This is a genomic window from Ornithinimicrobium cerasi (assembly GCF_003702705.1).
Taxonomy (GTDB): domain Bacteria; phylum Actinomycetota; class Actinomycetes; order Actinomycetales; family Dermatophilaceae; genus Ornithinicoccus; species Ornithinicoccus cerasi.
Map to the genome: position 1 here is coordinate 257,192 of NZ_QZMN01000001.1, position 12,522 is coordinate 269,713.

The window sequence follows — 12,522 nt, forward strand, 5'->3', positions numbered from 1 at the left end:
GGGGGGCGGGGACGGGCGGGGGGACCGGCCACGAGGCTACCGTCTGCCCATGGACTCCTTCGCCTCCGCCGGACTCGTCCTCGACGTGCTGGACGGGGGGCCCGCGGACGGTGAGGTGGTCGTGCTCCTGCACGGCTTCCCCCAGGACGCGAGCGCCTGGGAGGAGGTGGCGACGCGTCTGCAGGCGGCCGGCTTGCGGACCCTCGCCCCGCACCAGCGCGGCTACTGCGCAGGTGCCAGCCCCCGACGGGTGTCGGCCTACCGGGTGGAGCACCTGGTGGACGACGTGCTGGCGCTGCTCGACGCGGCCGGGGTGCGGCGCGCGCACGTCGTCGGTCACGACTGGGGCGGGGTCGTGGCCTGGGCCCTGGCCCGGTCGTACCCCGACCGGGTGGCCAGCCTCGTCGTGCTGTCCACCCCGCACCCCTCGGCCCTGCGGTGGGCGCTGCGCCACGGCGGCCAGGCGCGGCGGAGCTGGTACGTGCTGGCCTTCCAGCTCCCGGTCCTCCCGGAGCGGTCGCTGGCCAGGATGCTGCGCCGGGGCGGGCTGCGGCGCTCGGGCCTGCCGGTTCAGCACGGGCACCGGTATGCCGACCGGCTGGGCCGCGCGCGCGACCTGCGGGGCCCGGTCAACTGGTACCGGGCGGCGCTGCGGCCGGGTCGGCGCACCGGCGACGACCGGGCGTCGTCGACGGTGGGCGTGCCGACGACCTACGTCTGGGGGAGCCGCGACCCGTTCCTGGGTCGGGAGGCCGCGGAGCGGACCGCGCGGCACGTGGCCGGCGACTACCGCTTCGTCGAGGTCGCGGCCGGGCACTGGCTCCCCGAGCGTGAGCCGGACCTGGTCGCCCGTGAGGTGCTCGAGCGCGTCCGGGGCGACCAGGCCTGACCGGCCCTCACCTGAGGGCGGCAGGCGGCTGCTGCATTCATTCCTCTCCGTGCTGGATCAGGAGTGATTCGTTCTTGTCAGCACCTGGGTGGAGGGCCTACCGTCGGGATACTGACCACGTCGAGCGGAACGGCATACCCATGGCGATCGAGACCAGGCACCTGCGGTGCTTCCTCGCGGTCGCCGAGACCCTGCACTTCGGCACCGCCGCCGAGCGGCTGCACCTGGCCCAGCCGGCGGTCTCCAAGGCGGTGCGCCAGCTCGAGCGCGAGCTGGGGGTCGAGCTGCTGCGCCGGACCACGCGCTCGGTCTCGCTCACAGCGGCGGGCCAGGTCTACGCCGAGCGCGCCGAGACGATGAGGGACCTCCTCGAGCAGGCCGGGCGGGCGGCGCGGGACACCGCCGACGGTCGCAGTGGCACCCTGCGCCTCGGGGTGACCGGGTCGGCGACCTACGGCTACCTGCCCCAGCTGGCCCGGGTCGCGGCCGGCGCCATGCCCGACGTGCGGCTGCGCGTGCGCACCGAGATGCTGACCCCCCACCAGGAACGCGCGCTCCTCGAGGACCGTCTGGACCTGGGGGTGCTCCGCGCGCCGCTCGGCTCCGCCGAGCTCGACCACGTCGTCGTCCGCAGGGAGCCGCTCGTGGCCGTGCTGCCCGCTGGGCACCCGGTGGCCGAGTCCGACACCGTGGCCGTGGCCGACCTGTCGGGGGAGAGCTTCGTGACCTACGGGGACGAGACCGGCTCGGTGGTCCTGCGGGCTGTCCTCGCCGCCTGCGCCGACGCGGGTTTCGTGCCCCGTCGGCCGCACCAGGTGGGGGAGACCTCGACCGGCGTGGCGCTGGTGGCCGCCGGCCTGGGGGTGGCCCTGCTACCGGAGTCGGCCCGCTCGCTCACCCTGCCGGGTGCGGTGTTCCGCCGGCTCGACACGGACCGCACCGTCGACCTCGCGCTGGCGTGGCCGGCCGCCCGGGTGCGCCCCGTCGTCGCGCGGCTCCTGGCCGCCCTGCGCGACGAGGGCCTGGCACCCACCCTCGACCCGACGTCCCACACCGACCCCAGCGAGGCCGTGCCGTGAGCGACCTGACCATCGAGCGGATCGAGGCGATCCCGTTCGCGATCCCCTACCGCAAGCCCCTGCGGTTCGCCTCGGGAGAGGTGCGGACCGCCGAGCACGTCCTCGTCCGCGTGCACACCGCGGGGGGTCTGCTCGGCCAGGCCGAGGCGCCGCCGCGGCCCTACACCTACGGCGAGACCCAGGCCTCGATCGTGACCGTCGTCGAGCAGCTCTTCGCCCCCGCGATGGTCGGCACCTCGGTCCTGGACCGTGAGGAGCACCGGGCCCGCCTCGGGCGCACCGTCGGCAACCCCACCGCCAAGGCCGCGCTGGACATGGCGGCGTGGGACGTGGCCGGTCAGGCGCTCGGGCAGCCGGTCCACCGGCTCCTCGGCGGGTATGCCGACTCCATGCGCGTCGCGCACATGCTCGGCTTCGACGACCCTGAGGTGATGGTCGAGGAGGCCTCGCGGGTCGGCGAGCGTCACGGCATCTCCACCTTCAAGGTCAAGGTCGGCCGACGGCCCTACCAGCTCGACGTCGCCGTGGTCCGGGCCCTGCGAGAGGCCTTCGGCGAGGACATCGAGCTCTACGTCGACGGCAACCGGGGCTGGACCGCCTCCGAGTCGGCCCGGGCCCTGGCCGAGATGGCCGACCTCGGCCTCACCCTCGCCGAGGAGCTGAACCCGGCCGACGACGTCCTTGGGCGCCGGTGGCTCGTCGAGCGCTGCCCGGTGCCCTTCGTCGCGGACGAGAGCGCCACGAACCCGGCCGAGGTCACCCGGGAGATCCTCGGCGGCTCGGCCACGGCCGTGTCGCTCAAGACCGCGCGCACCGGCTTCTCGGAGTCCCAGCGCGTCCTGCACCTCGCGGAGGGGCTGGGCGTCGAGGTGGTCCTCGGCAACCAGATCGACGGTCAGGTCGGCACCCTGTGCAGCGTCACCTTCGGGGCCGCGCACGCCACGACCACGCGGCGGGCCGGCGAGCTGTCCAACTTCCTCGACATGAGCGACGACCTCCTCGCCGAGCCACTGCAGATCACCGACGGGCGGCTGGCCCCCCGGTCCGTCCCGGGCACGGGCGTCGTCCTCGACGAGGACAAGCTCACCCGCTACCGCCAGGACCGCTGAGGCGGACCTGCGCTCCATACCCGTCCGGACCCCCGGCACCCCACCACCCACCACCACCGCACCATCACCTGCGAAGGAGCAGATCATGACCGAGACCCGCACCGAGTTCGAGGCCAGGGCCGCCGAGTCCGGCGCCGGCGCCACCGAGGCGTTCCGCAAGAAGCAGAGGGGCGGCGCGGCCGTGCCCGCCGAGCGCGTCAGCGCGATGGCCAGGGACGCCCTCGAGGCGATCCACGACGTCATCCGCAAGCACCAGATGACCTACGAGGAGTACGACGCGCTGAAGACGTGGCTCATCCGGGTGGGGGAGGACGGCGAGTGGCCGCTCTTCCTGGACGTCTGGGTCGAGCACGTGGTCGAGGACGTCAACACCTCGCACCGGTCCGGCTCCAAGGGCTCGATCGAGGGCCCGTACTACGTGCCGGACGCGCCGCAGCCGGAGGACGGCGTGATCCCGATGCGGGAGGACGAGCCGGGCACCCCGCTGACGTGGACCGGTCAGGTCACCTCCACCGAGGGCGCCCCCCTCGGCGGGGCCACGGTCGAGCTGTGGCACGCGGACGCCAACGGCTTCTACAGCCAGTACGCGCCCGGGCTCCCCGAGTGGAACCTGCGCGGCACCTTCCTCGCCGACGAGCAGGGCCGGTTCACCATCCGGACCGTCCAGCCGGCGCCCTACCAGATCCCGACCGACGGGGCCTGCGGCAGGCTGATCGCGGCGGCCGACTGGCACGCCTGGCGGCCGGCCCACCTGCACGTGAAGGTGTCGGCGCCCGGTCACGAGCTGCTCACGGCGCAGCTGTACTTCCCGGGCGACCCGCACAACGAGGACGACATCGCCTCCGCGGTCAAGCCCGAGCTGGTCCTCGACCCTCAGGACGCCGGCGACGGCACGGTGAGCGTCGACTACGGCTTCGTGCTCGACCCCGCCACGGCCGACTCCCCGACGACCCGCTGAGCCGGCGGGGGAGCGGAAGGAGGACGACGTGCTCTACATGGTGCGCATGGAGGTCAACCTGCCGCCCGACCTCGAGCCGACCGTGCGCGAGCGGCTGGTCGCCGCGGAGCGGGACTACTCCCAGGGCCTGCAGCGCTCGGGACGGATCGCGGCGATCTGGCGCGTGTCGGGGCAGTTCGCCAACTACTGCCTCTTCGACGTCGCGGACAACGAGGAGCTGCACGAGTGCGTGTCGGGGCTGCCGATGTTCCCCTACATCAGCACCACCGTGGAGGCGCTCAGCCGCCACCCCAACGCCCTGGGGACGACGGGGTCGTGACGCCGTGGGCGGCCCGCCGCCGGTGCCCCCGGGCGGGGGCGGGCCGCTTCGCCGGGAACCCCTCTGCGGCGGTTGCCATACTCGGCAGGTGAGCAGCGCAGGCGTCGTCGTCGTGGGGGCCGGGCCCAACGGCCTGGCCGCCGCGGTCACGCTGGCCCGGGCCGGGGTCCCGGTGCGCGTCCTGGAACGGGCCGCCACCATCGGGGGCGGTGCCCGCACGGCCCAGGACACCCTTCCCGGCTACCTGCACGACGTCTGCTCCGCCGTCCACCCCAGCGCCTACGCCTCGGAGTTCTTCACCCGCTTCGGGCTGCGGCAGCGGATCCCCTTCGTCGACCCCGACGTGGCCTACGCCCACGGCCTCGACGCCGACCGGGTGGTGCTCGCCTGGCGCGACGTCGCCCGCACCGCCGACGGGCTGGGACCGGACGGGCCGGCGTGGCGCACGCTCTTCGCCCCCTTCGTCGACAGCCCCGCACTGACCCGGGGCCTGCTCTCGGACTCCCCGCTGCGCCCGCCGCTGCGCCCGCTCGGCCTGGGGCGTGTCGGGCTGCGGGTCCTGGACCAGGGCACCCAGCTGTGGAACCGGCGCTGGCAGACCGAGGAGGCGCCGGCCCTGCTGACAGGGGTGCTCGCCCACCCCATCCAGCCGATGCCCGGCCTGGGCACCGCGGCCGCGGGTCTCGTGCTGGCGGCGATGGCGCACGTCGACGGCTGGCCGATCCCGGTCGGCGGCAGCCAGGCGATCGTCGAGGCGCTCGCCGCGGACGCCCGCGCCCACGGCGCCGAGATCGTCACCGGCCACGACGTGCGCAGCCTCGACGAGCTCTCCGACGCCCGGGCCGTCGTGCTGGACACCAGCCCCCGCGCCCTGCTGGCGATCGCCGGCGACCGGGTGCCGGACCGCTACGCGCGCCTCCTGCGGCGCTACCGCTACGGCGACGGGGCGGCCAAGGTCGACTACGCCCTGTCCGGTCGGGTGCCCTGGGCGGACCCCGACCTGGCCCTGGCCGGCACCGTCCACCTGGGAGGTCCCCGGTCGCAGATGGCGGCCGCGGAGGCTGCGATCGCGCGCGGGCGGCACCCCGGCAAGCCCTACGTCATCGCCTCCCAGCCCACCACCTTCGACCCCTCCCGGGCGCCCGCCGGACGGCACGTGCTGTGGGCCTACACCCACGTCCCGGCCGGCTCCACCGTCGACCCCACCGAGGCGGTGACCCGGCGGATCGAGGAGTTCGCGCCGGGGTTCCGGGACGTCGTGCTCTCCTCCACCGCCCGGTCCGCCAGCGACCTCGAGCGCTACAACCCCAACTACGTCGGCGGCGACATCGCGGTCGGGAACGTCCAGGCACGGCAGATCCTGGCCCGTCCGGTCCTGTCCCTCGACCCGTGGCGCACGCCCGTGGACGGGCTCTACCTGTGCTCCTCCGCCACGCCACCGGGGCCGGGCGTCCACGGCATCTGCGGCTGGCGCGCCGCGCTGTCGGTGCTGCGCCACGAGTACGGCATCACCGCACCCCCCGACCTGTCCCCCTGACCAGGGGTCCCCGTCCGCAGCCCTGCCGCACGACCAAGGAGCGCCATGTCCGTCAACCGCCGCGTCATCGCCGCACCCCCCGAGGCCGTCTTCGACGTCCTCGCCAACGGCTGGCTCTTCCCCAGCTGGGTGGTGGGGGCCTCGCGCATGCGCGGGGTCGACGCCCACTGGCCCGCCGTCGGTGCCCGCATGCACCACTCCGTCGGCGCCTGGCCCGCCCTCATCGACGACTCCACCTCCTTGCTCGAGTGGGACCCCCCGCGACGCGCGGTGATGCGGGCGCGGCTGTGGCCGATCGGCGAGGCCACGGTCCAGCTGGACGTGGCACCGCACGGCAGCGGCGGGTGCGAGGTGACGATCACCGAGGAACCGTCCAGCGGACCGATGGCCTGGGTCCCCGACCCGCTCGCGGAGATCCCCATCACGGTGCGCAACAACGAGACGCTGCGCCGCCTGGCCTTCCTCGCCGAGGGGCGCGCGAGCTAGGGGGCCGGCGCCAGGCGCTCGCCCAGCACCGCGAGGTGCGCGAGCGGTCGCGGCGCCAGGATCGTCTCCGGGTTGCGGTGCCGGGTGCGCACCACCCGCTCCGGGAGCCGGTCGGGGTCCATCGGCGGGCCTTGCACCACCTGGCGGCGAGCGAGCCCATGACGACGATGTGCCCCTCGCCCTGACGGCGCAGGTGCGGGTAGACCGCCTCGCCGCCGTGGACCACCCGTCGCAGGTCCACGTCGATGCCGGCGTTGGCGTGGAAGACGTCGATGCGGCCGTGGCGGGCGACCACCTCGTCCGCGACCCGGTCGAAGGCCTCGCGGTCGCGCACGTCCAGACGCACCTGGTCAGGGCCGGTCGGGTGCAGGTCGGCCACCACCACCAGGTCACCGCGGGCGCGGTGCGCGGCGGCTCCAGGGGGCGGCCGGGCGCTGCGCGTCCTACGCTCGGGAGGTATGACGCAGCCCCAGTCCTCGACGACCTCGCCCGGCGCGCTGCTGGGCCGGATGGTGGAGTCGGCCAGCGGCCTCGACGCCCCGGCCGACCGGCTGCGCACGATCGCCGACGCCCTCGTGTCCAGGCCGTGGCGCCGGGACCTGCTGCGCGCCGCCCCGCTGGGCCACGCCCTGCACCCCGTCCTCACCGACGTGCCGATCGGCACCTGGATGAGCGCGATGATCCTCGACCTCTCGGGCGACCGGATGGCCGACGCCAGCCGACGGCTGGTGCTGGTGGGCAACCTCGCGTCCCTGCCGACGGCGCTGACCGGGCTCGCGGAGTACTCCGGCCTGGACCAGCAGGCCCGACGGGTCGGGAGCGCGCACGCGGCCGCGAACGCGCTCGCCCTCGGCCTGAGCACCTGGTCCTGGATCGCCCGGCGCGGCGGCCACCACGCGACGGGCCGTGTCCTCACCGGGGCCGCGCTCGCGACCGGTGGTCTCGGAGCCTTCCTCGGCGGGCACCTGTCGATCGCGATGAAGGTGGGCAGCGTTCACCCGGATGCGCACGGCTCGGTCGAGGAGCCCACGCCGAGCATCTGAGCCAGCCGCATCGCGTCGAAGGGCGCGTGCACCTTGACGTCGTTGTCGAAGTAGACGTAGACGTCGGCCACCCTGCTCCAGGTCCGGACACGCTCGGCCCAGACCTCGAGCGCCTCGTCGGAGTAGCCGCTGACGTAGAGCTCGGTGTCCCCGTGCAGGCGCACGTAGACGACGCCGGAGGTGACCACGTCGAGAGAGGGCCACAGGCCGGCGGTGTCCGCCACCACGTTGCCGATCCCGTTGTCGCGCAGCAGGTCCTCGTACTCGGGGTTGCCCTCGAAACCCTCGCCACGGACCTCGAGGACGTGCTCGAGGGGTCGGTCCTGGACCGGCTCGAGCCAGGTGCGCCCCTCGACCTTGTCGTCGTGCTCGCGGGCCAGCTCCAGCGCCGCGCCGGTGGAGCGGGGCAGGAGCGCGAAGAACTCCGCCAGCTGCGCGGCGTCGTAGCCGTGGCGCCGGGGCAGCTGCCACAGGACCGGGCCCAGCCGGTCCCCGAGCGCGAGCACCCCGGAGGCGAAGAAGTTGGCGAGCGGCACCCGGGCGCGGCGCAGCCGCAGCATGTGCGTGATGAACCGCGGGCCCTTGACCGAGAACACGAAGTCCTCGGGTGTCGCGGCGGCCCACCGCTCGTAGCTCGCGGGGCGCTGCAGGCTGTAGAACGACCCGTTGACCTCGACGGTGCGCAGACGGCTCGCGGCATACTCGAGCTCGCGCCGCTGCACCAGGCCGGGCGGGTAGAAGACCCCGCGCCAGGGCCGGTAGCGCCAGCCGGAGATGCCGATCCGCACGGGGTGGGTGCTCACGACTGGACGGTATGCCGCGGCCGTCCCCCTCGCCCGCGGGAGCGACCCGCCCTACCGTGGGCCGCATGGGCACCACGAGCACGGACGTCGCGCGTCCCGACGGGTCCGCCGCGCACCCCGAGGCCTCGCCGGTCGGGGACCGTCCCGGCGTCGAGGCTCTCGCGCGGGGGGTCGGCGCACTTCTCGCCGCCGCGTTCGGGCTGACGGCCCGCCTGCGCCACACCCGGGCGCTGCACGCCGTGGGGGTCTGCGGGAGGGGGGTGCTGAGCGTTCGACCGGGGCCGAGGAGCGGCGTCCGGGTGCTCGACGACGCCGGGCCGCACCCGTGCGCGGTCCGCTGGTCGCGGGCGACCGGCCGGCGGCGGGGCCGGGACGTGGAGGGCCTCGCGGTCCGGCTCGACGGCGCGGCGGCGGGCGACCTGCTCCTGGCCTCCACGGGCACCGGGGTGCTGGGTCGGCACCTCCTCACCGTCCGGCGGACCGGCCGGCACGGCACGCTGACCACCCTCCTGCCCCTGCAGACCCGGCGGGGCTCCCTGCTCGTGCGGCTGGACCCGGACGGCGGCGGGGAGAGCCCGCCCACGGCATACCGGATGCTCGTCGCCGCCCCCGGGCGGCCCTGGCACGAGCGGGGACGGCTCACGGTGACCTGGTCGGGGGAGGACTGCCCGCGGCGGCACGACCCCGTCGGCGCCCCACCCGTCGGTGCGTGGACCCACCCGCTGTGGGCCCGGCTCCGCGACCCCTCCTACGAGGCGTCCCAGCAGGTGCGGGCGCGGACCGAGGAACCCGCCGGCGTGGACCGCTCGACGGGCGGGGTCGGGGCGTCGTCGTTACGGTGAGGTCATGAGCGAGATGGACAGCACCCAGGACGCCGCAGAGGTCGCCGACGCCCGTCAGGAGGCGGCGGAGCACGTCGTCGAGCGGGTCGAGAGCTGGGACGAGGGGGCGGAGCCGGGGACCATCCGCAAGGACCTCGAGGAGGGTATGGCGCAGGCCCAGGTCGAGGTCGGCGACGCCGAGCTGGACCGGATGGCCGAGGAGATCCACGACGACGGCCGGACCGGGAACCCCGACGTCGGGTGACCCGTGCGGTGCGCGTCCTGCTCCTGGCAGACACCCACGTCCCGGTGCGGGCCAGGGACCTGCCGGCAGAGCTGTGGGCGGCGGTCGAGGTCGCGGACGTCGTCGTGCACGCCGGCGACTGGGTCGAGACCGACCTGCTGGACCGGCTCGCGGCGAGGGCGCGCGAGTTGGTCGGGGTGCACGGCAACAACGACGGCGCGGAGCTGCGGCGGCGGCTGCCCGAGGTGGCCCGGGTCGACCTCGGCGGCCTGCGGTGGGGGGTGGTGCACGAGACCGGCGGCAAGGCGGGTCGCGAGGAACGGGCGCGTGCCGCCTACCCCGACCTGGACGTGCTCGTGTTCGGGCACAGCCACATCCCCTGGGACACCGAGCACGACGGGCTGCGCCTGCTCAACCCCGGCTGGCCGACCGACCGGCGACGCCAGCCGCGCTGCACCTACCTCACCCTCAGCGTCCTCGACGGGGTCCTGGACGACGTGCGGCTGCACCGGCTCCCGCCACGGACCGGCGCACCCGCTCGACGCGCCCCGAGGGTCCCCCGGCCCTAGGTTGGGCCTATGAACCACCACGACGACGGGCAGCAGCACGAGCACGAGGGGGACGGCACCACCGTGTCCGAGGGCGGGTCGGGCGCCCTCAACGCCGACACGGCCCTCGGCGGCGCCGACGCCGTGCCGGACACGCCGGACATCAACGACACCGGTGAGGGTGACGGGGTCGACACCTCGGAGCAGGGTCAGGGGGACGGACCCCGCTGACCCGCCGGGGAGGCAGCCGGCCCGGCGGGCCGGTCACCCGTCCTCGCCCCGGAACGTCACCACGTGGCGCAGCGCCGCCCGCAGGTCCTTGACCGTCGACTGCCAGCCGCGCAGCTCACCGGTGGCCACCCGCGCCTCCTCGACGTCACCGGCAGCCCGGGCCTCGTCGACCGACTCGCGCCAGCTGATCGTCTGCTCCTCGGCGATGCGGATGAGCCGCAGGATCAGCGCCCGGTCACGGTGGCACACGTCGGCGACGAGCGCGGGCTCCAGCGGTCCGGTGCCCTCGGCGTCGAGCTGCAGGAGCGTCAGGAGCTCCTCGGGCAGGTCGTCCTCGTCCTCGTCGCCGTACTCCTCGTCCTGCGCAGGAGCGTCCGCGACCTCGACCGGGTCGTCGGTGCTGGTGATCATGTCGATCCACCGGCGCCCCTTGACCCGCAGGGCCAGGGCGTCGTCGAGCTCGTCGATCTCCTTGCCCATGAGCTCGACGATCCCGACCAGGTGGCGGGGGACGAACGGCAGCGAGGGGATCGCGACGCTGGCCACCACCTGCCGTCCGACGAGGTGGAACTTCGCGAACACCGACTGACGGTTGAGGATGCCCACCTCGCGCTGGGCGGCGTCGAGGTCGGCCACGTCCTGCACGACGATCGCGAAGACGCTGACGACCGGTTGCGAGTCCGCGGTGCGCACGTAGACGAGCGTCGTGCCGTAGATGATCGGGATGTCACCGTCCGCGTCCTTGCGCGGTGGGTGCCCCATCGCGGCGTGCAGGGTCTGCTCGACGGCTGCGCGGAGCTCGGCCGGCGTCACGACCCTGATGGCGCGGTCCAGGTCGACGACGGGCGGCTCGGCGTCCACCTGGTCCGGACCCTGGGGTGCGGAGATCGTCAGCGTGCCCGCGTCGAGGAAGGCGGGGTGCGGGGCGCCGACCACCTCGCGCAGCGTGTCGGTGAGGATCGAGGCCAGCAGGTGGGCATGGCTGCGCGGCAGCTCGATCCGGTATGCCGTCCCGTCCGGGTCCTCCTGCCACCCCATGTCCAGCAGGTGCCTCTGACGGTCGTCGTGCTGCCAGGCCTGGCCCTGCGGCGCGCGCAGCTCGCCGCGCAGGACGTCGTCCGAGGGCTCGACCTCCAGGACCGGGAACGACCCGGGGTCGGCGCCGTAGGCGGTGATCCGCAACGGCTCGGCGGACTCGCCGAGGTGGCCGGCCAGCCGCGTCAGGAAGCCGGCCCAGCCGACCTCCGTCGCGCGGTCCAGGTCGAACTCGTCCACGGCATCGACTCTAGCCCCCGGCCCCGGCTCCTCCCCCCGGTGACGGGGCGCGCGTCGTGCCGCGTCGTCGGTCGCTGAGCGGTTACCCGAGCCCCTGCGCGACGTCCTGGCCGTCCGCGGTGTGCGGGTCGTCGTCGATGGCCTCGGCGGTGGCGGTGGGCTCGGGGTCGACGACCGGGCGCGGGTCGAGGTGGATCCCGGCGATCATGCACCGCACGGAGCCGCCGGCCAGCTCGATGGTGGGGATGTCCACCGCGACGATCTCGCAGGAGCGCTCGATCGCCTCCACCTGCTCCGGGCGCAGGCTGCGGCGGGCGCGTCCGGACATGGCCATGACGTAGCGCTTGCGCCCCTGCGCCGTGCGACCGCACAGCTCGACGGCGTTGCCCGCGAACTCCCGGACCTGCTCCTCGGTGAGGTCGACGACCTCGCGGCCGTTGACCGACAGGCGTTCGCGCACCTGCTCCCGACGGTCCGCGTCGCGGATCATCCCCAGCGCGACGAGAGCGACGTCGGTGCCGATGCAGGCGATGACGTTGGTGTGGTAGACGGGCACCCCGTCGGAGTCGACGGCCTCGAACGCCATCGGCTCGTAGCTGAAGTCGGCGCAGAAGCGCTCCAGCACGTGGGTGTCGGCCCGGTGGCTGACCGCGGCGTAGGCGACCCGGGACACGTGGTCCAGCACCATCGCCCCGGTGCCCTCCAGGAAGATCCCGTCCGGCTCCAGGCCGGAGTAGTCGATGATCGTCTGCACGCGGTAGCTGGACTTGAGCATCTCCAGCACGTCGGCGCGGCGCTCGTGGCGGCGGTTCGAGGCATACATCGGGTAGACGGCCACGTAGCCGCCCGCGTGCGTGGACAGCCAGTTGTTGGGGAACACGCTGTCCGGGCGGGTGTGGTCCTCGTCGGGGAAGACGTGGACGGTGACGCCGGCCGCGAGCAGCGCGTCCGCGACGGCGTCCATCTCTGCCAGGGCCTGGGCCGACGTGGCCTCGTCGGACTGGCCGTCGGGGAGGTCCCGCTGGAACGCGTTGTCGGCGGCGGTCGCAGGGTTGGGGACGAACTTCTCGGCGCGGACGAGGATGACCGCGGACGGGGCCTGTGCACTCACGGACGGAATCTAGAGCATGCCCGGAGACTTCACCGCATCCTCGGGCGACGACCCAGGGGCGGGGCACCG

At 74.6% G+C, this 12,522-nt stretch carries 16 protein-coding genes and 1 pseudogene; 12 read left to right on the top strand and 5 right to left on the bottom strand.

Translation table 11 applies throughout. From position 1 onward, the window contains the following. The first annotated feature begins 49 nt into the window (after positions 1 to 49). The 7 genes from D4B81_RS01205 (at position 50) to D4B81_RS01235 (ending at position 6,377) form a co-directional block, all read left to right on the top strand. Positions 50 to 889: an alpha/beta fold hydrolase gene (locus tag D4B81_RS01205; protein ID WP_122260701.1), complete on the top strand. Its 840-nt coding sequence runs from the start codon at positions 50 to 52 to the stop codon at positions 887 to 889. A 140-nt stretch (positions 890 to 1,029) separates the two neighbouring features. Beyond that, positions 1,030 to 1,968, top strand: coding sequence for a LysR family transcriptional regulator (locus D4B81_RS01210; RefSeq protein WP_122260702.1), 939 nt, complete (start codon positions 1,030 to 1,032; stop codon positions 1,966 to 1,968). Continuing rightward, positions 1,965 to 3,077 (top strand): mandelate racemase/muconate lactonizing enzyme family protein, encoded by a 1,113-nt coding sequence (locus D4B81_RS01215; protein WP_337189853.1) that lies wholly within the window; start codon positions 1,965 to 1,967, stop codon positions 3,075 to 3,077. Before D4B81_RS01210 ends, D4B81_RS01215 begins: the two co-directional genes overlap by 4 nt. 85 nt (positions 3,078 to 3,162) lie before the next feature. Continuing rightward, positions 3,163 to 4,035 (top strand): catechol 1,2-dioxygenase, encoded by an 873-nt coding sequence (gene catA, locus D4B81_RS01220; RefSeq protein WP_122260703.1) that lies wholly within the window; start codon positions 3,163 to 3,165, stop codon positions 4,033 to 4,035. Positions 4,036 to 4,072: 37 nt separating this feature from the next. Next, on the top strand, positions 4,073 to 4,354 hold the full coding sequence (locus D4B81_RS01225; protein WP_237565751.1) for a muconolactone Delta-isomerase family protein: 282 nt from the start codon (positions 4,073 to 4,075) through the stop codon (positions 4,352 to 4,354). 88 nt (positions 4,355 to 4,442) lie between these two features. After that, the gene (locus tag D4B81_RS01230; RefSeq protein ID WP_122260705.1) at positions 4,443 to 5,891 is read left to right on the top strand and encodes a phytoene desaturase family protein; all 1,449 of its coding nucleotides are present in this window, start codon (positions 4,443 to 4,445) and stop codon (positions 5,889 to 5,891) included. Positions 5,892 to 5,936: 45 nt separating this feature from the next. Further along, positions 5,937 to 6,377 carry an SRPBCC family protein gene (locus tag D4B81_RS01235; protein ID WP_122260706.1) on the top strand — a complete coding sequence of 147 codons (441 nt, stop codon included), beginning with the start codon at positions 5,937 to 5,939 and terminating at the stop codon, positions 6,375 to 6,377. Here D4B81_RS01235 and D4B81_RS19090 read toward each other — a convergent pair. Then, entirely contained in the window at positions 6,374 to 6,499 is a 126-nt protein-coding gene (locus D4B81_RS19090; RefSeq protein ID WP_272914048.1) for a hypothetical protein, read from the bottom strand. The genes D4B81_RS01235 and D4B81_RS19090 overlap by 4 nt on opposite strands. Before the next feature lie 29 nt (positions 6,500 to 6,528). Then, a pseudogene (locus D4B81_RS19270) lies at positions 6,529 to 6,936 on the bottom strand (SDR family NAD(P)-dependent oxidoreductase); the annotation flags it as partial. Here D4B81_RS19270 and D4B81_RS01245 point away from each other — a divergent pair. Further along, a complete protein-coding gene (locus D4B81_RS01245) occupies positions 6,836 to 7,420 on the top strand; it encodes a DUF2231 domain-containing protein (protein ID WP_202613516.1) in 585 nt (194 codons plus the stop codon). The pseudogene D4B81_RS19270 and the gene D4B81_RS01245 sit on opposite strands and share 101 nt — an antisense overlap. On the opposite strand, the gene D4B81_RS01250 is transcribed toward D4B81_RS01245, so the two are convergent. Then, positions 7,372 to 8,223 carry a DUF72 domain-containing protein gene (locus D4B81_RS01250; protein WP_202613517.1) on the bottom strand — a complete coding sequence of 284 codons (852 nt, stop codon included), beginning with the start codon at positions 8,221 to 8,223 and terminating at the stop codon, positions 7,372 to 7,374. The two genes, D4B81_RS01245 and D4B81_RS01250, sit on opposite strands and share 49 nt — an antisense overlap. Positions 8,224 to 8,288: 65 nt before the next feature. Between D4B81_RS01250 and D4B81_RS01255 the strand changes: the two genes are divergently transcribed. Genes D4B81_RS01255 through D4B81_RS01270 form a run of 4 tightly spaced genes read left to right on the top strand, consistent with a single transcriptional unit; the run spans position 8,289 to position 10,067 of the window. Continuing rightward, positions 8,289 to 9,065, top strand: a complete 777-nt coding sequence (locus tag D4B81_RS01255) for a hypothetical protein (protein ID WP_122260708.1) — start codon at positions 8,289 to 8,291, stop codon at positions 9,063 to 9,065. A 4-nt stretch (positions 9,066 to 9,069) separates the two neighbouring features. Further along, positions 9,070 to 9,309 (top strand): hypothetical protein, encoded by a 240-nt coding sequence (locus D4B81_RS01260; RefSeq protein ID WP_122260709.1) that lies wholly within the window; start codon positions 9,070 to 9,072, stop codon positions 9,307 to 9,309. Beyond that, positions 9,306 to 9,857, top strand: a complete 552-nt coding sequence (locus tag D4B81_RS01265; protein ID WP_237565738.1) for a metallophosphoesterase family protein — start codon at positions 9,306 to 9,308, stop codon at positions 9,855 to 9,857. Before D4B81_RS01260 ends, D4B81_RS01265 begins: the two co-directional genes overlap by 4 nt. Before the next feature lie 9 nt (positions 9,858 to 9,866). Beyond that, complete coding sequence (locus D4B81_RS01270; RefSeq protein WP_122260710.1) at positions 9,867 to 10,067, top strand: hypothetical protein; 201 nt, start codon at positions 9,867 to 9,869, stop codon at positions 10,065 to 10,067. Between the two features lie 33 nt (positions 10,068 to 10,100). On the opposite strand, the gene D4B81_RS01275 is transcribed toward D4B81_RS01270, so the two are convergent. Next, on the bottom strand, positions 10,101 to 11,342 hold the full coding sequence (locus D4B81_RS01275; RefSeq protein ID WP_122260711.1) for a T3SS (YopN, CesT) and YbjN peptide-binding chaperone 1: 1,242 nt from the start codon (positions 11,340 to 11,342) through the stop codon (positions 10,101 to 10,103). An 82-nt stretch (positions 11,343 to 11,424) separates the two neighbouring features. Then, positions 11,425 to 12,453 carry a citrulline utilization hydrolase CtlX gene (gene ctlX, locus D4B81_RS01280; RefSeq protein ID WP_122260712.1) on the bottom strand — a complete coding sequence of 343 codons (1,029 nt, stop codon included), beginning with the start codon at positions 12,451 to 12,453 and terminating at the stop codon, positions 11,425 to 11,427. Between the last annotated feature and the right edge of the window lie 69 nt (positions 12,454 to 12,522).